18 protein-coding genes and 2 other annotated features are annotated in these 18,080 nt (G+C 37.0%); of the genes, 6 read left to right on the top strand and 12 right to left on the bottom strand.

The window, feature by feature from the left end:
• Positions 1-53 precede the first annotated feature (53 nt).
• From NLJ82_RS06460 to trpE, 10 genes are all read right to left on the bottom strand, one after another.
• On the bottom strand, positions 54-737 hold the full coding sequence (locus NLJ82_RS06460) for a DUF2278 family protein (RefSeq protein ID WP_001128583.1): 684 nt from the start codon (positions 735-737) through the stop codon (positions 54-56).
• Between the two features lie 90 nt (positions 738-827).
• Positions 828-2,327, bottom strand: a complete 1,500-nt coding sequence (locus NLJ82_RS06455; RefSeq protein WP_000996248.1) for an L-lactate permease — start codon at positions 2,325-2,327, stop codon at positions 828-830.
• A gap of 116 nt (positions 2,328-2,443) precedes the next feature.
• Positions 2,444-2,803, bottom strand: coding sequence for a DUF4029 domain-containing protein (locus tag NLJ82_RS06450; protein ID WP_000946154.1), 360 nt, complete (start codon positions 2,801-2,803; stop codon positions 2,444-2,446).
• Between the two features lie 74 nt (positions 2,804-2,877).
• The gene (gene trpA, locus NLJ82_RS06445) at positions 2,878-3,654 is read right to left on the bottom strand and encodes a tryptophan synthase subunit alpha (protein WP_000537853.1); all 777 of its coding nucleotides are present in this window, start codon (positions 3,652-3,654) and stop codon (positions 2,878-2,880) included.
• Positions 3,655-3,657: 3 nt separating this feature from the next.
• Complete coding sequence (gene trpB, locus NLJ82_RS06440) at positions 3,658-4,851, bottom strand: tryptophan synthase subunit beta (RefSeq protein ID WP_001105012.1); 1,194 nt, start codon at positions 4,849-4,851, stop codon at positions 3,658-3,660.
• Positions 4,848-5,462, bottom strand: coding sequence for an N-(5'phosphoribosyl)anthranilate isomerase (gene trpF / locus NLJ82_RS06435; RefSeq protein WP_000865101.1), 615 nt, complete (start codon positions 5,460-5,462; stop codon positions 4,848-4,850). The genes trpB and trpF overlap by 4 nt, the downstream gene beginning before the upstream one ends.
• Entirely contained in the window at positions 5,459-6,220 is a 762-nt protein-coding gene (gene trpC / locus NLJ82_RS06430) for an indole-3-glycerol phosphate synthase TrpC (RefSeq protein ID WP_000536686.1), read from the bottom strand. The genes trpF and trpC overlap by 4 nt, the downstream gene beginning before the upstream one ends.
• A gap of 1 nt (position 6,221) precedes the next feature.
• On the bottom strand, positions 6,222-7,247 hold the full coding sequence (gene trpD, locus NLJ82_RS06425) for an anthranilate phosphoribosyltransferase (protein ID WP_001067336.1): 1,026 nt from the start codon (positions 7,245-7,247) through the stop codon (positions 6,222-6,224).
• Positions 7,244-7,831, bottom strand: a complete 588-nt coding sequence (locus NLJ82_RS06420) for an aminodeoxychorismate/anthranilate synthase component II (RefSeq protein ID WP_000636343.1) — start codon at positions 7,829-7,831, stop codon at positions 7,244-7,246. The genes trpD and NLJ82_RS06420 overlap by 4 nt, the downstream gene beginning before the upstream one ends.
• On the bottom strand, positions 7,828-9,246 hold the full coding sequence (trpE, locus tag NLJ82_RS06415; RefSeq protein WP_001993793.1) for an anthranilate synthase component I: 1,419 nt from the start codon (positions 9,244-9,246) through the stop codon (positions 7,828-7,830). The genes NLJ82_RS06420 and trpE overlap by 4 nt, the downstream gene beginning before the upstream one ends.
• Positions 9,247-9,298: 52 nt before the next feature.
• Positions 9,299-9,543 (bottom strand) — a binding site (T-box leader).
• Positions 9,544-9,585: 42 nt separating this feature from the next.
• Positions 9,586-9,823, bottom strand: a binding site (T-box leader).
• A gap of 456 nt (positions 9,824-10,279) precedes the next feature.
• Between trpE and putP the strand changes: the two genes are divergently transcribed.
• Both putP and NLJ82_RS06405 read left to right on the top strand, forming a co-directional pair.
• Complete coding sequence (gene putP, locus NLJ82_RS06410; protein WP_000107220.1) at positions 10,280-11,758, top strand: sodium/proline symporter PutP; 1,479 nt, start codon at positions 10,280-10,282, stop codon at positions 11,756-11,758.
• Positions 11,759-12,029: 271 nt separating this feature from the next.
• On the top strand, positions 12,030-12,428 hold the full coding sequence (locus NLJ82_RS06405; protein ID WP_000878719.1) for an Ig-like domain-containing protein: 399 nt from the start codon (positions 12,030-12,032) through the stop codon (positions 12,426-12,428).
• A 24-nt stretch (positions 12,429-12,452) separates the two neighbouring features.
• Here the strand turns inward: NLJ82_RS06405 and NLJ82_RS06400 are convergent, their stop codons facing one another.
• Together NLJ82_RS06400 and NLJ82_RS06395 are read right to left on the bottom strand one after the other, a co-directional pair.
• A complete protein-coding gene (locus NLJ82_RS06400; protein ID WP_000395650.1) occupies positions 12,453-12,848 on the bottom strand; it encodes a PH domain-containing protein in 396 nt (131 codons plus the stop codon).
• Positions 12,849-12,924: 76 nt separating this feature from the next.
• A complete protein-coding gene (locus tag NLJ82_RS06395) occupies positions 12,925-13,836 on the bottom strand; it encodes a DMT family transporter (RefSeq protein ID WP_000808257.1) in 912 nt (303 codons plus the stop codon).
• A gap of 203 nt (positions 13,837-14,039) precedes the next feature.
• Here NLJ82_RS06395 and NLJ82_RS06390 point away from each other — a divergent pair, with 203 nt between their 5' ends.
• The 4 genes from NLJ82_RS06390 (at position 14,040) to NLJ82_RS06375 (ending at position 17,972) form a co-directional block, all read left to right on the top strand.
• Positions 14,040-14,771 carry an alpha/beta hydrolase gene (locus tag NLJ82_RS06390; RefSeq protein WP_001076839.1) on the top strand — a complete coding sequence of 244 codons (732 nt, stop codon included), beginning with the start codon at positions 14,040-14,042 and terminating at the stop codon, positions 14,769-14,771.
• 92 nt (positions 14,772-14,863) lie between these two features.
• Positions 14,864-15,382, top strand: coding sequence for a YjcG family protein (locus NLJ82_RS06385; RefSeq protein WP_000765876.1), 519 nt, complete (start codon positions 14,864-14,866; stop codon positions 15,380-15,382).
• Between the two features lies 1 nt (position 15,383).
• Positions 15,384-15,806 (top strand): GNAT family N-acetyltransferase, encoded by a 423-nt coding sequence (locus NLJ82_RS06380; RefSeq protein ID WP_000543275.1) that lies wholly within the window; start codon positions 15,384-15,386, stop codon positions 15,804-15,806.
• A 99-nt stretch (positions 15,807-15,905) separates the two neighbouring features.
• A complete protein-coding gene (locus tag NLJ82_RS06375; RefSeq protein WP_000191166.1) occupies positions 15,906-17,972 on the top strand; it encodes an ATP-dependent helicase in 2,067 nt (688 codons plus the stop codon).
• Positions 17,973-18,080: the final 108 nt, after the last annotated feature.

Here is an 18,080-nt window from a genome sequence, read left to right as displayed (position 1 = left end):
TATATCTTATTTACAACGAAAAGAGCCAGTTCATATCGAACTAGCTCTTTTCATCAGTTATTTCCCTTATAATCACAATGCTCAACAGGCACACGAGCATGCCCTTCTTCATCGGTACACCATGACTGTGATTGGAATGCAAGAAAGATACCAATCCATTCTTCTTCCTTTTCAAAGTGAATGAGTATTCCTCCGTCTTGCCATATACCATTATCACCTTTCCATTTTTCTACATTCCCTTGATTCATGTGAATATCGTGTATCCCGTTTCCTGGTTCGAAATGAAAGTAAGAATCGGGTGTATTTTCTTCTGGTCCCCATCTTTCACCGAACGCGTAAATAATTGCTTTTTCTTCTATTGCTTGTTTTATATAACGTTCTATTTTTTCATTTAAATCATTATCCACTCCTGCTTTTTCAGCAGGTAAAGGAATCATTTGCTTGGAATCAAATAAATTACCTCTTACGTAGTCTAAAGCTACTTTCGGTTCATTGTTTTTTATTTCTGTAAAACCAAATGGCAATGTCGGTAAAATATGAATCGCCTCTGACCGAATATTGTCGCTTGCAAAATATAAAATTTCTGACGGATAACTTTGCGACTTTACGTTAATTGCAATACGATAATCTACTTCTGCTTCACCTTGTAAATGAACTTGATAATGAGGAGTTTTCCCTTTTCCGATTTTAGATTGTATAACTGTACCTTTTAACACGCCGTAGTTTTTTAGGGGCATACATTTCATCTCCTATTCATTTAGTAGAAGCTTTTCATATTTAAAACATTATCCACTCATAACAAAAATCCTCCTATGTCAGGAGGATTTTTAATTTCTCAACATATACCAAACAACAACCTCTACCACTATAAGCAACACCGCACCAAAAATCATTAACGTCGTCTTCTTTAATAGTTCATTTTCACGATACGGAATGTTACATAAATACGCACCTAGTGTAATCCGTGACGGGCAAGCGATCGTCGCTACTGATGATGCGGTGTTTTGCAATGTTGTGACGTATTGCCACGGGAGTGCTACATTTTGCGCCGTTTGCATTTGTAGTTTTATGAACATCGCATTTGAGCCTGCATTACTACCTGTTAAAAAGCCACCGATACCACCGATAAACGGAGCAACGAAAACGAAAAATGTTCCAAATGTTTCACCAGCCGTTTTTGCCAGTAATGAATGCATGCCAGATGCACCCATTAATTCTGAAATGGCGATAAACATTGTCGTCGTAATCGCAAAAGGAATCCATTGTTTGATCGTTTGTGAGAGTGATTGTTTAATAATATTAGACGGGATGCGGAAGAAAATAATAGTAAATAAGCAAGTCATACCGAGCCAAAATCCTGGTGAATATAGTAACTCTAGTTTGTAAGAGTATGATTTCAAATCAAGAACCACATATGATCTGAACAAATCATGTAATGCTGGAACGAGGCGAGAAAGTAAAATACAAACTGTTAGAAATATATAAGGGCTAATAATTTTTATAATAGATACTTCTCTCTCCGTTGCAGCCGCATGCTCTGTTATAAGATTTTGCCCACTTTTTCCTTTTAATTTAATGATAAGAAAGCCAAATGTAATCGTAACGATAGAACTTAGTATACCTGCTAGTTCAACACTTACGTATGCGTTAGAAAGATAGATTCCGAGAGAAAATAATAGAAAGAAACCGAATCCTTCCTTCCACTTTTCAATAACCGCCTGCCAGCCGCCAACAACGTGTAAAGAAAGAATGACGAAATAAGCAAACATCGGGATACTTAATAGCGCTGTATTTGTACCGAGTGTTGTAAGCGGCATATTGATAAGTTGCGAACCGATAATCGTACCAGTTGCCATTGCCCCCCATGAACTAGCTAGTAAGCCGATAAACGAGAGCAGTACAGCTTGGAACGGTTTATAACCTAATGAAAGAAAAATAGGTGCTGCAACCATAAAACCAATTCCGAATCCACTTACCGATTCAATTAGTGGGCAAATACCAAAGCACATAAGAAGCATTTGTAATAAACGATCTTGCGTCACTTCTTCTAAAAAACGCGCTACTTGGTCGATGTACCCCATTTTGTTCATGAGGTGAAATAAAAAAATACCGAAAAATAAAACGTACCCGACAATAAAACAAATTAACCATCCTTTAATCGTTGCGTGCACAGTTTCACTTATCCCTAATTGAAACATTGGCGAGAGTAAAACGATTCCAACAGACACAGCATAAGAAATTAACGAGGACCTTAATGACGTTTGTTTAAATAAAAATAAACAAATGAAAATCATCATAATTGGGATAAGTGCCAACAATATGGCCATGTTATCATCTCTTTTCGTTTAAAATACAATTTTTAACTATTATATAACAGATATGATTTTTTTCAATTGTTTTTGCAACAGATACAAAAAAGGGAACCGAACGGCTCCTTTTTTAATCACTCCCATTTTCTATTATCCTGAAAAACTGTCTGCTGCCCAATTATTTTGTCTAACACAACAAACACAATATAAGCACATATGACTTGCAATACAACATCCCCAAATTTTATTAATTCAAATGAATGGATACATCCAAATAATTCATTTAATAATACAATTGAAACGATACTAAATAATTCTATACTAATCGAAAATATACATATTTCTAAAATAGATTGCTTTTGAATGCGATTTAAGTTTGAAAAGATGAATACATATCCTAAAAATAGAGCCATCAACTCTATTTTTGTCATGCTAATGAGCCAAGCGTATAGTGGTACAGTTAGAAGTAGATATAATAGTTTCCGTCTTAGCATGCTTTCTCACCCTCTAAATTATATGTATTTTCTGTATATTTTAACATTTATTGTGGAAAACAAAAAGAAGAGACTTATGCCTCTTCTTTTTGTTTTGTTGCCTGTATGAATTCACATATTTCTTCTCGTTTTTCATTTTCTAACAGTTCAATAATTTTACTTCCAACGACAACCCCGTCACATATTGTAATCATTTCTTCTACATGTTCCTTTGTTGAAATACCGAACCCTGCCACTACCGGTAAATGCGTATGTGATTTTACTTTTTCTAAGTAACTATGAATCTCCTCTTTAAAGTTTTGACGTACGCCTGTTACGCCTGCTACTGTAACAGCGTAGACGAACCCTTCTGATTCACTCGTAATTTTCTCGATTCGCTCAATTGGGCTCGTAACGGTAACGAGTGGGATTAAAGCGATATTTGCAGTTCGGAGAAGCGGTGCAATAATATCTTGTTCTTCATACGGTAAGTCTGGAACGATAATACCGTCCACACCTGCTTCTAAGCATCTCTCAATGAAGTGTTCTTTTCCGAATGCAAGTACTGGATTTAAGTATGTCATGAGTACAAAAGGAATTTGTACTTCTTTTCTTACTTCTGCTAACGCTTGAAAAATGCCCTTTAATGTTACACCGCCATCTAGCGCTCGTTTCCCTGCTCTTTGAATCGTTGGGCCATCTGCGACTGGATCTGAAAACGGGATACCAATTTCAACGATGCTTGCTCCTGCTTCATCAAGAAAACGAATTCTTTCTTTTAATTTTTCAAGGCCACCATCTCCGCCCATTACGTACGGAATAAATGCTTTCTTGCCATTTTCAAATGCTGCTTTCATTTTTTCTACTCCCATTGTTTACACCTCTTCCATATAACGTTTTATACTCTCTACATCTTTATCACCGCGGCCAGATAAACAAATGACAAGCCCTTCGTCTTTCTTCATTTGCGGCGCTAATTTTAAAGCGTACGCGACAGCATGCGAGCTTTCTAACGCCGGGATAATTCCTTCTTTTTTCGTTAATAATTGAAATGCTTCTAACGCTTCATCATCAGTAATGGAATGATAAGAAACGCGGCCAATATCTTTTAGCAAGCTATGTTCTGGCCCAACACCAGGGTAATCAAGTCCCGCCGAAATAGAGTGAGCTTCTTGAATTTGTCCTTCTTCATTTTGCAGAAGATACATCATCGATCCGTGGAGAACGCCAACGCTTCCTTTCGTTAAAGTAGCTGCATGCTTTTCTGTATGAACTCCTTTTCCAGCTGCTTCTACGCCGTAAAGAGCAACTTCTTCATCGTGTACGAACGGATAAAACATACCCATCGCATTACTACCACCGCCAATACAAGCAACGACTGCTTCTGGTAACTTTCCTTCTAATGCTTCATATTGTTTTTTCGTTTCATTTCCAATTACACTTTGGAAATCACGGACAATTTGCGGGAATGGATGTGGTCCGAGAACAGATCCCATAATGTAGTGCGTATCATGCACATGTGAAACCCAGTAGCGAAGCGCCTCGTTTACCGCATCTTTTAATGTACCGCTACCTGCTGCTACACTTTCTACTTTCGCTCCGAGTAATTCCATTCGGAACACATTTAATTTTTGACGTCTTACATCTTCTTCTCCCATAAAAATGACGCATTCTAAACCGAGAAGGGCACATACAGTAGCTGTTGCAACTCCGTGTTGTCCAGCTCCTGTTTCAGCGACAACTTTTTTCTTGCCCATTCGCACCGCAAGAAGTGCCTGACCGATTGTATTATTAATTTTATGAGCTCCTGTATGGTTCAAATCTTCACGTTTTAAATAAATCTTTGCACCACCGCAATACTTCGTCATATTCTCAGCGAAATAAAGCGGCGTTTCTCTTCCGACATACGTTTTTAAATAATGATTTAATTCCTTTTGAAACTCTTCATCTTCCATTGCCTCTTTATATGCTTCTTCTAGTTCTAATACAGATTGCATTAACGTTTCTGGAACGTATCGTCCTCCGTATATACCGTAGTGACCTTTTTCATCTGGATATGCGTAGTTCATTTAGAACACTCCTTCGCTTTTATAATAAATTGTTTTATTTTCTCTACATCTTTCTTTCCTTCTGTCTCTACTCCGCTGCTCACATCGACCATATATGGCCGAACAGTTCGAATTGCTTCTTCTATATTAAGAGCATTTAATCCACCAGCTAATATCGTTTTCTCTCGCAACTCTTTTGACATATGTGCGAGTAGTTCCCATGAAAATTTCTTTCCATTTCCTCCGTGAAACCTTTCTTTTGGGCTATCAAACAATATATAATCCGTTTTATATGCTTGAGCATTTTTCATATCAATCTCTGAAGTTACTCCGAGCGCTTTTATAGACGGAATATTCAATCTTCTAATCTGATGATTATCTTCGTCCCCATGTAGTTGCACATGTGTTAACCCGCAATTCTCTGTAATTTTCTGGATTACTTCTACTGATTCATTTACGAAAACACCGATTTTTAACACGTTGGCTGGAAGTTCCTGAATGATTTCTTTCGCTAGCCCTGGAGTAATTTTTCTCTTACTTTCTGCAAAAACAAATCCGAGTGCATCAGCTCCGTATTCGCAAGCACGTTTTGCTGTTTCCATATCAGTGATCCCGCAAATTTTCACTTTCATATGTTCACCTTACAATCTTCAAAAAAGGTATGAATAGAAGACGATGTCATAAGCGCTTCTCCAACTAGTACACCTTTTGCCCCAGCTCGTTTAACGCGGATCATGTCTTCTTTTGAATGAACCCCGCTCTCACTAATCCAAAGTAATTTCTCCTCATTTAATCGTTTTCCAAGCTTTTCTGTTTGACTTAAATCGACTTCGAATGTTTTTAAATTACGGTTGTTAATACCGATAACGTGCGGATTGAATTGAATTGCAATTTCTAATTCCTGTTCATCATGAACTTCAACAATCGCTTCTAACCCTTTTTCTAGTACGTAGCTATACAACTCTTTTAATTTCTCTTTCGTTAACGCCGCTACGATTAGTAAAATAATATCTGCACCAGCTTCATACGCTCTATCAATTTGAATCTTATCGATTATGAAATCTTTACATAAAAGCGGAATGCTACTTTCTTCTCTTGCCGTTTGTAAATCATAAAATGATCCTTTAAAAAATTGACCGTCTGTTAAAACAGAAACTGCACCAGCGCCGCATTCTTCATATGCCTTCACTTGTTTTCGTACATCAACATGTAAATTAATATCTCCTTTTGATGGTGATGCTCGCTTTACTTCTGCAATGACAGTAAATTGCTCTAGAGCCTTTACAAGTGAGCGCGTTTTTCTTTTTTCTTTTACTGGTGTATATGTTTCATATAATGCCGCAACTTCCTTTTTCTTTTGATCTACAATTTTGTCTAAAATCGTCCCCACTTTAATTCACCCTTTCTAATTTTTCGTTACTTGCTGCAATTAATAAGTTTAGTTTCGCTAATGCTTTTCCAGAGTCAATGCTATGTGCTGCGAGTGTTATTCCTTCTTCAATCGTCTTTGCTTTTCCATTTGCGAAAAGAGCAAGCCCTGCATTGAATAAAACAGTATCACGGTAAACACTCTTTTCTCCGCTTAATACTCCGAGCGTAATCTTTGCATTTTCTTTCGAATTCCCTCCTCTAATCTCTTCGTTTTTCACTATTGAGAATCCATATTTCTCAGGTTCAATACTCGTTTCTACTATTTCATTATCTTTTAAAATGACAACATGATTTTCTCCTTGCAATGATGCTTCATCTAAAAACCCACTTCCGTTTACGACAAGTGCTTGTTTTCTTCCTAGTTTCTGTAGTACTTGCGCAACTGGTAGTAACATATCTCGTTTATAAATGCCGACAAATTGTGTTTCTAAATTCACCGGATTCGTTAACGGTCCAATTAAGTTAAAGATCGTCGGAACGTTTAATTCTTTTCTTATTTTCATAATGCGCTTTAATGCTGGATGCATCGCTGGTGCGAATAAAAATGCGATTCCGACATGCTCTAATAAATAATCAATTTCGTTTGGCGTACTACTAATATTTACACCGAGTTCTTCTAATAAATCTGCACTTCCTGTTTTACTAGAAACAGCACGATTACCATGTTTTGCAACCTTTACGTCAGCTCCTGCCAGTACAAATGCTGATGTTGTGCTAATATTAAACGTTTGGGCACCGTCACCACCTGTCCCGCAATTGTCCATCGCGCCTTGTATATGATTCGAAAACGGTAATGCCTTTTCGCGAAGAGCTCGAACGAGACCGTATATTTCTTCTGCCGTTTCACCTTTCGCTTTCAGTAAGACTAAGAAAGCTGCAATTTCACTTTCCAATATGTTTTCATTTAATAAAAGAAGCCCCGCTTTATACATTTCCTCTTCTGTTAAATGTTGTCCCTCCACCAATTTACGAAGATAGTTATTCATACTCTTTCCTCCTCTTTCACTTCGCCTAAAAAGGCACGTATTAACTTTCCGCCTTCTTCTGTCGCGATTGATTCCGGATGAAACTGTAATCCGAAGAGCGGATAATAATTGTGACGAACTGCCATTATTTCTCCATCGTCCATCGCTGTCGCTAATATGTCAAAACACTGTGGCAAGCTCGTTTGTGCTGCAACAAGAGAATGGTAGCGCATCGCTGTTAGCGGCTGCGTCACATATGAAAAGATTGACGTTCCGTTATGTTTCACACGCGATGTTTTTCCGTGTTTAATGCGCTCTGCTCTTACAATCTCTCCTCCAAACGCTGATATAATTGCTTGATGACCAAGGCAAATACCTAATATGGGAACGTTCTTATAAAAATGATGAATCACTTCAATACAAATGCCAGCATCCTCTGGTTTTCCTGGTCCTGGTGAAAGCACAATTCCTTTCGGCTTCATTTCTTCTAATTGTTCTATCGTTATTTGATCATTTCTTACGACAACAATCTCTTCTTCGTATTCGCCTAATAGTTGATACAAGTTATATGTGAATGAATCATAATTATCGATCAGTACAATCATTTCATTACCTCCAATAGCGCTCTCGCTTTATTTAATGTTTCTTCATATTCAGCTACTGGATCTGAATCGTAAACGATGCCCGCTCCTGCCTGAACGTATGCTTTTTCATCCTTTACGACCATCGTTCGAATGGCGAGCGCCATATCAATATCTCCTGAAAAACTAACATATCCAACTGCACCGGCGTACACATTTCTTTTTTCATTCTCTAGCTCATTTATAATTTCCATCGCTCTAATTTTCGGAGCACCTGATACCGTCCCCGCTGGTAAGCAATACGCTAATGCATCAAATCCGCTCATTCGTTTTCGCAATGTTCCGTAAACTTCAGATACAATGTGCATAACGTGAGAATATTTTTCTACTTTCATATATTTATCTATCGTAACTGAGCCGATTTCACTCACTCTACCAATATCATTTCGCCCTAGATCTACAAGCATCATATGCTCCGCTCGCTCTTTCTCATTTTCTAACAGTTCTTTTTCAATCTCCGTATCTTCCTCCTTCGTTTTCCCTCTCGGTCTCGTACCGGCAATTGGATTCGTCATTACTTTATCCTCCCTTACCGATAACAAACTTTCTGGCGAAGAACCGAGTACAACATAATCTTGAAAATCGATATAAAACATATATGGTGATGGATTGGCAATTCGAAGTTTTCGATATAACGCGAATGGATCTCCAATACATTCGCTTTGCAAACGCTGAGATAATACAACTTGAAATATGTCCCCGGCCCCGATATGTTCTTTCGCCGTTTCTACCATCACGCAAAATTCTCTTTCCGTTATAGAAGAAGTGAATGATAATGTTGATCTTATTTCAGCTACTTCCGCTTCTTCTCCCTGTAGCACTTCCTCTTTGTATACTTGCAGCCTTTCGTATACTTCTTCATAATCTGCTGAATCATCTTCCCTGCATACATATACAAACGACAACTTTTGGCGTAAGTGGTCATACACGATAAACTCACGGTATAGTAAAAGGTGTACTTCTGGAATATTCAATGGATCATGTAAATCTGCTCCAATGTTTTCATATTGCCGAATGACGTCATAGCCAATATAACCAACTGCTCCACCGCAAAATGGAAATGGACTATCTACTTGAGCTGACGCGATCACTTCTTCTAACACTTGAAGTACGTTACTTTGCAACTTTTCTGCCCTGCCGTAAATCGTTCGTTCCACTTCCGTACCAATGCTTTTCACTTCCCCATACGGATTACATCCTAAGTAAGAATAACGCCCTTTATCTTGATGAAGCTGTGAACTTTCTAATAAGAATTTCTTCTTCCCTTTCATACGTCTATATAAAGAAATTGGCGTAATGCTATCTCCTTCTTCTTCAGCGATTACTAAAAATGTCTTTCTCTCTCTTTTTTGTTTTATAAATTCTTCTTTCGTCATCATGTCCTTCACCTCGCCCTGAAAAATAAAAAAGTCCTCTACATATCGAAAATATGTAGAGGACGATAAATATACCGCGGTACCACCTCGTGTTGGATGCAAAAGCATCCCGCTTTGTTCAGGTACAAAATTTATACCTTATCCTTGTAACGGCGGAACCCGGGTTGCCTACTGAAAATAATTGTTCAGCATACCTCTCGTAAGCCCATTCCGTATATGGCACCGCACCGGGCTCCCACCTATCCCCGGCTCTCTGTAACGTCTCCAATATACGTACTCTTCTTACTTAAACGATTTCATTTATTTAATTTTTTATACACAAAAAGGGAGTACTCATCCTATAGAAAGGACGGGTACTCCCGTGGTGCCACCTTAATTCGTTACGAACGTAACGCACTTTACCGTATCAAAAACAATACGTGTCTCTTGTATCGATGAGATCATGTCGCCAAAGCCTACTTCTTTCGTTTCGGTTTGGAAGCTCCGAAGCCCATTCCACATCAATTCCATACTGATTCGCACCAACCATCAGCTCTCTGACATGTTCATCATGTGTACTCTTCTTCATCAACGCTTGCATTTTTTTAAGTTGCACTCATTATAGACCTAACTTTTTTCACAAGTCAATACTTTTTAAAAAATTTTATTTTTCTCTCCTTTCAATATTATATTGACAAAACAACCTCTTTTTATGTAAATATAATAAATACTCTATTAAAAATAAGGTTTTTTGTATGAATATTATATATTAAAAAAGTAAAATGACATCGAAAAACGCTTACATTTCTGAAAATTCATATTTCTGTATGGATTTTTCAGAATAATCATGATAGATTATAAAGTGAAACTTTAATCAGTGGGGATTTTGTTCATCCCCCACTGATTATTAGTTGGACCAATCGGGCATTTACGGGCAGTTGATCTCCCACCTAACTTCCTTGCCCAGCCGATTTTAAGGTGGGAGTTTTACTGCCCGTTAATGCGGGATAAATATGCATAACGCATCAAAAGACATGACAAAAGGAAGGGGAACTACATGAGTACGCAGATGTTAACTTTAACTTCTATCTCTATTTACATGCTCGGGATGTTAGTGATTGGCTATTTCGCCTATAAACGAACATCCAACTTAACAGATTATATGCTTGGCGGGCGTACACTAGGCCCCGCAGTAACAGCATTAAGTGCTGGAGCATCCGATATGAGTGGTTGGCTTTTAATGGGCTTACCGGGTGCAATGTTTAGCGTTGGATTAAGTAGTAGTTGGATTGCGATCGGCCTAACACTAGGCGCATACGCAAACTGGCTATATGTCGCTCCTCGCTTACGTACCTACTCAGAAATTGCAAACAACTCTATTACTATCCCAGAATTTTTGGAACACCGATTCCAAGACAAATCCCATATGCTACGCTTAGTATCTGGACTTGTTATTATGATTTTCTTTACTTTTTATGTAGCTTCAGGATTAGTTTCAGGCGCTGTATTATTTGAAAATTCATTTGGTATGAACTACCATGTTGGATTATTCATTGTTGCAGGCGTTGTTGTTGCTTACACGTTATTTGGTGGTTTCTTGGCAGTAAGTTGGACAGACTTCGTGCAAGGAATCATTATGGTAATTGCTCTTATTCTTGTTCCTACTGTTACAATTATGAATGTAAATGGGCTTGGTCCAGCATTTAGCACAATTAAATCAATTGATCCAACATTATTAGACATTTTTAAAGGCACTTCTGTATTAGGTATTATTTCATTATTCGCATGGGGCCTTGGTTATGTTGGACAACCACATATTATCGTACGATTTATGGCAATTTCTTCTGTAAAAGAAATTAAAAGTGCAAGACGAATTGGTATGAGCTGGATGATTTTCTCTGTTGTTGGAGCTATGTTTACTGGTCTTATCGGTATTGCATACTACTCAGACAAAGGATTAAAGCTATCCAATCCAGAGACAATTTTCCTTGAACTGGGAAAAATTTTATTCCACCCGCTTATTACTGGATTTTTATTAGCCGCTATTTTAGCAGCAATTATGAGTACAATCTCATCTCAGTTACTCGTTACTTCTAGTGCCATAACTGAAGACTTATATCGTACTTTCTTTAAACGTTCTGCTTCTGATAAAGAGCTTGTATTTGTCGGCCGTATGGCTGTTCTTGTTATTGCATTAGTTGGATGTGCATTAGCGTTTAAACAAAATGATACGATTTTAGCTCTTGTTGGATACGCTTGGGCTGGATTTGGCTCTTCATTCGGACCTGCTATTTTATTAAGCTTATACTGGAAACGTATGACGAAGTGGGGCGCACTTGCTGGTATGATTTCTGGTGCCGCTACAGTCATTATTTGGACTCAATTCAAATTCTTAAAAGAATTCTTATATGAAATGATTCCTGGTTTCACTATTAGTTTACTAGTAATCGTAATTGTTAGTTTACTAACACAGCCTTCAAAAGAAATTGAAGAGCAATTTGAGAATTTCGAAAAACAACATAGTGATAATCTATAAAGGAAAAGCTCTGCTGTTATGATAGCAGAGCTTTCTTTTTATCCCGCTATTTGTTGGCAATAAGACTCACACCTCAAAATTCGGCGAATACGAAGGAGCTAGGTGGGAAATAACTGCCCGATTGGTAAAGAACTAATTAAATTTGCAATTTATCAATGTTCGACAATCTTCTGCTCGAATTTAACAATTTCTTTATGTTTCGTTAAATTAAACGTAACACTACTCCTTTATAGTAATACTATCAGCACTTATACAGAAAGGGGACTCCAACATGTTAGCAGCTTTCCAGCAACAACAAACACGAAAATTTTCACCTATCACCAATACTTCTGCGTCTTGTTTGAACATACAACCTAATCCACCTAAAATTTCAATCGCTCCTTCTGTTATTTCAGTCATCGGTGTTCATATGGAAAAAAATAAGTTGAAAATAAGAACTGGCCAAAGCACTGAGTTGTCCGCCACTGTTTTGCCAGTACAAGCAACCAATAACGAACTTATTTGGACAAATATGAATGCTGATGTTATCACACTGTATCCAAAAGGTGATACAGTAACGATTACTGGAAAAAGTGCAGGTAGAGCAGTCGTAATTGTTACAACTGCTGAAGGTAAGTTCAGGGACCTATGCATCATTCATGTACAACCTTATATGACAAACCCAAAGTAAAAGAGTGGCTATGAAGCCACTCTTTTACTTTATTTCAATGTGTGGATTTTTACTTGTAACGAGATTGATAAATTGCTCTTTATCTTTAGGAGAAATAATTTCTGTTTGATGTGATCCATAAACAATTTCAAGTCGATCAAGTGACAATGCATAAGCTGCTATTGGATTTTTCGTATTTGAAATTTGTTTTATATCTCGTATCAATATGCACTTTTTCACGAAACCGGATCTAATAGTAATTGTTTCTTCTCCAACAATGTATTTTGTTGAAAACCAACTCCACATCAATAAGATAGATAATGGGATTGTGAAAAACAAAAGAAAATATTCTCTTCCTGCAAATATGGGAGCAAAACACGCTCCCATGACAACGAAAAAAATCGGATATAACCATGTATCTTTTTTTGATGGAAACTCCATTTCCCTCCCCCTTCTACGCCCGTATTTCTATAAAACAAAAAGAGAAGTATCACAACTTCTCTTTTCTCTCTTAACATTATAATTCCTGTGTATAAACAGGCTCGTTTACGACATTTTTTGCTGTTCTTTTTTGTTGCTGCAATAAGAAAACAGATACACCAAACAATACGAGTATGCTACCGATCATTTGCATAGCATTTAATCTTTCCCCAAGTAAGAAGAACGCTAGTATAGATGCTCCAACTGGTTCCCCTAAAATACTCATCGAAATTGTTGTTGCATTTACGTAGTTTAATAACCAATTATTAATGACGTGTGACACTGTCGGCACGACCGCAAGTAAAAGAAAAACGATCCAATCCCACTTTGTATAACCTATAAAAGGCACTTGCAATACTATATTATAAATCCCCATAAAAATACCGGCGAATGCAAAGACTGTAAAGCTGTAAATCCAGTGTGATACTTTCTTTACTGTCGTTTGGCCGATAAATAAATAACCGACAACTGCTATTACACTTAAAAAGGATAATATATCGCCATAAATTGCTTGTTCACTTAGTCCTAAATCTCCCCAACCAATACACACTACACCTAATATCGCAATTCCCATTGTCGCAATGGCTGAGTATGTTGTTCTTTCTTTAAATAAGAAAAAACCTCCAACTAAAGATACGATTGGTTGAAGCGCTAAAATAATCGTCGAACTCGCAACTGTTGTATGCTTTAAAGATTCAAACCATAAAAGAAAATGAAGTGCTAAAAAGAAACCAGATCCAATTAAAAATCCCCAATCTTTTATTTGAATCTCACTAAACTCTTCCTGTTTTTTCCAAACGATAGGCAGCATAAGAAGTACAATAATCCATAATCGATACATACTTAATATGGAAGATGGTGCCGAGGACATCTTTACAAAAACTGCTGCGAATGAAATGGCTATAATGGAAATAGCTAATGGTAGCGCGATTGACCTTTCTTGTTTCAAATTCCGTCTCCCCTCTCACCTGTCAAAAATCCCACTTCATTATATCCGTTTTCTTCCCTAACTTAAATACTAATTTTTTAGATTCTTCGTACCATTATGGTAAAATAGAAACGAAAGCACCTATTAGTGAATATTTCTTTCTTTTTCACTACAAGCGTCGCTCTTACAACTATTACAGTAAATTTTTATTTAGGGGGATCTACATGAATCAAACAATTGGGAGAATTGAAGAGATTTCATTTTATAGTGCATCACTTCAAGAAGATGTTACACTTCTCATTTACTTACCGGTAAATTACACACCGCTGCACAAACATACAGTGGTCATTGCACAAGATGGCAGAGATTATTTTCAGCTTGGTAAAGCACACCGTGTAATTGAGCGCCTTCGTGAAACTGAAGAAATTGACCGTACAATTATTGTCGGTATTCCATATAAAAATGTACACGATCGTAAAGAAAAATATTTCCCAAACGAAGTAAAAAACGCTGCTTATATTCGTTTCCTTGCTCATGAACTTGCGCCATATATCGATGAAAATTATCCAACGTACCAAATGGGAAAAGGTCGCGTGTTAATTGGTGACTCTCTTGGCGGAACAGTTTCCTTTATGACTGCACTTATGTATCCGCATACATTCGGTAAAGTTGTTATGCAATCACCATTTGTGGATGAAACAGTAATGAACTTAGCAAAAGACTTCAAAAATCCGGAGGCACTAGAGCTTTATCACGTTATTGGGACAGAAGAAACAGCTGTAAAGCGCACGGATGGACAAGTATCTGATTTCGTAGGGCCGAACCGTGAGCTTCATACGCTTCTGATAGATAGAAATTTCATCACGCATTACGAGGAGTTTGAAGGTAATCATACGTGGAAATATTGGCAAACTGATTTACCGAAAGCTTTCTCTCATATGCTATCAATGAAATAATAGAGAGCAGTATTCAGAATAATTTGATATAATAGAGTAAGAGAGTTATTTTCTCAAAATCTAACTAGACTTACAAAGGGAGGAATTGGAACATGAAATTAGGCATTGTAATTTTTCCATCTAAAATGATTCAAGATAAAGCGAACGGATTGCGTAAACGTTATGATCCGCACTACGCATTAGTTCCGCCACATATTACATTGAAAACACCCTTTGAGACGCAAGATGAACAATTAGAATCGATTGTAAACGAGTTACATACAATCGCAAGTAAAACGAACCCTTTCACCCTTCATGTTGGAAAAGTTGGTTCATTCGCACCTGTTAATAATGTTATTTATTTTAAAGTAGAAAAAACACCTGAACTTACTTTCTTAAATGAGGAAATGCATAGCGGATTCTTTACACAAGAACGCGAATACGCTTTTGTACCTCATTTAACAATTGGACAAGGCTTATCAGATGCAGAGCATGCTGATGTACTAGGTCGATTACGTATGAAAGATTTCTATTACGAACAACCAATTGACCGCTTCCACCTTCTATATCAATTAGAAAATGGAACATGGACTGTACACGAAACATTCCGCCTTGGAAAGGGGAACAACTAATTTGCATGCACAGATCGTACAAACGGACGAACAACTAAGAGATGCATTCTCTGTACGTAAGCAAGTATTTGTGAAGGAACAGCAAGTTTCTGCCGAAGAAGAGTATGATGAGTTTGAAGAAACTTCCATACACGTTGTTATATATGATAATGATGTTCCCGTTGGTGCTGGACGTTTTCGCACCATTGATGGAATAGGAAAAATGGAACGCATTTGCGTACTAGCTTCCCATCGTAAAAAAGGCATTGGAAAAATTGTTATGGATGCACTTGAAGCGTATGCCAAGGAAAACTCGCTACCAAAATTGAAGCTGCATGCCCAAACACATGCAGAAGATTTCTATAAGAAACTTGGATATGTAACGAGTTCTGATGTATTTATGGAAGCAAATATTCCTCACATCGTTATGATAAAAGAATTGTAATTTGAAAACAGGAGGTATCCCCTCCTGTTTTTTACATTGCTATTTTCTTTTTCTTCCGCTAAAGTTAAATGTTGATGCTATAGTTTTGAAGGTGAATATATGACACAAGAAAAATTTTCACAAAAATCATTAACGCACGCTGATATTCCACGTGCAACATATCATATTCCGAAAACATCTACCCATTTAATTATGGAAGAAGATGCAGATGCGGCGTATTTCCGCGCTCTCGAACAACAAAATGTATTTTTAAACGAAAAACAATTAGAGGCCGTTCGAACGACAGAAGGTCCTGTTCTTACATTAGCTGGTGCCGGAAGCGGGAAAACATCTGTTTTAACAACTCGCGTAGGTTATTTAGTAAATGTGAAACAAGTTCATCCGCGAAATATTTTATTGCTTACATTTACACAAAAAGCGGCTGAAGAAATCCGAAATCGTGTAGCGAATTTACCAGGTATGAATCATGCGGCAAGTAGCTACGTTGTTGCTGGTACGTTCCACTCTGTCTTTTTAAAATTGCTTCGTAGTCAAGGATATAATCAGCAAATTTTAGCAAACGAAAAACATAAACAAATTATGATAAAGAAAATTTTAAAAGAATTGCGTTTAAAAGACGCTTATGATGCTGAAACGATGCTCGCGATGATTTCACTTGAGAAAAACAAGTTGAATCGTCCGAAAGATGTAAAAGCAAAAACACCCGTTGAACAAGAATTTAAAGAAGTATACGAGCGTTTTGAAGAAGTGAAACAACGATATAATTATATCGACTTCGATGATATCTTATTAGAAACATATTATATGTTAGAAAATAACGCTCCTTTGCTTACCCAATTACAACAACGTTTCCACTATATTGAAGTAGATGAGTTCCAAGATACATCGTATGCTCAATATGAAATTGTAAAATTGTTAGCTTCGCCAAGAAATAATTTATTTATCGCAGGTGATGACGATCAAGCTATATACGGTTGGCGAGGAGCAAGTCACCAAATTATTTTATCTTTTCCAAAAGAATTTGATAACACTACGATTATCGCCCTTAATACGAATTATCGATCCAATCCTTTTATTGTCGGACTTGGAAATGAAGTTATCAAACTAAATCAAGAACGGTTTGATAAAGAGCTATATTCTGTTCGTGAAGAAGGTGTACAACCTTTTTATGCAAGACCGGCTACGACTCTTGATGAAGCAAATCAAATTTTGCAGCTCATTCAAGAAAAAGTAGATAGTGGTGAAAGAAATTATAAAGATTTTTGTTTACTATATCGCACACATTCCGTAAGTCGTTCGTTACTTGATCAGCTTACCATTCATAAAATCCCGTTCATTAAACACGGTGCGAGTCAGTCATTTTATGAACATTCTTTAATTAAGCCTGTATTAGATCATTTACGACTCGTAATTGATCCGTTTCGATTGGAATCACTTTCAAATATATTGCCAACGATGTATATCGGGCGTGATGATTGTATTTCATTTATTGAACGTGAACAATGGAAATATGGTGAAGGCCGTTTCCCTTCTCTTCTTCATTTCTTATTATTAAATCCTAGCTTAAAACCTTTTCAAGTGAAAAAGGTAAATGAGCGTATCGATTTTATTAAATTTATAAAAGAATTAGAACCGAAAAAAGCTTTAAAAGAAATTATTCATGGTAAAGGAAAGTATTTAGAGTACTTACAAAGTAACGATCGTTCTTCCTTTACGATGCATAAAGATATACAAGAAGAAATGTTAGAAGAATTAATGGAGTCAGCAAATCGTTTCACCGACATTCCAGCTTATTTACAATTTATTGATGAAGCAATTCAAGGGCAAAAAGAAATGGAAGCATTAAAAACAATGCCGCAAAAAGATGCTGTTTCACTTATGTCTATTCATAACGCAAAGGGCCTTGAATTTCCATGTGTCTTTTTACTGGGAGCAAGCGATGGTATTCTGCCCCATACTTCTTCTTTAAAAGATGCAAATGATCGTGTTACAGAGACTTCTGAAGCTTTAGAAGAAGAACGCCGACTACTTTATGTCGCAATTACACGCGCAAAAGAAGAACTGTACATTTCCTCTCCGCAATTTTTCAGAGGAAAAAAATTAGATATATCTCGTTTTTTGTACACTGTACGAAAGGATTTACCTGAAAAGACATCCACTAAATAAGGATGTCTTTTTTTATATTGCATTATGTACATCCCTCCTATATAAATTCCCTGTTTTCATCATGATAATTAACGTAATATCAACCATATCTCATTCATATTGTAATAG

This window comes from Bacillus paranthracis (genome assembly GCF_024296885.1).
Lineage (GTDB): Bacteria > Bacillota > Bacilli > Bacillales > Bacillaceae_G > Bacillus_A > Bacillus_A paranthracis.
This window is presented reverse-complemented; position numbering and strand designations above follow the sequence as displayed.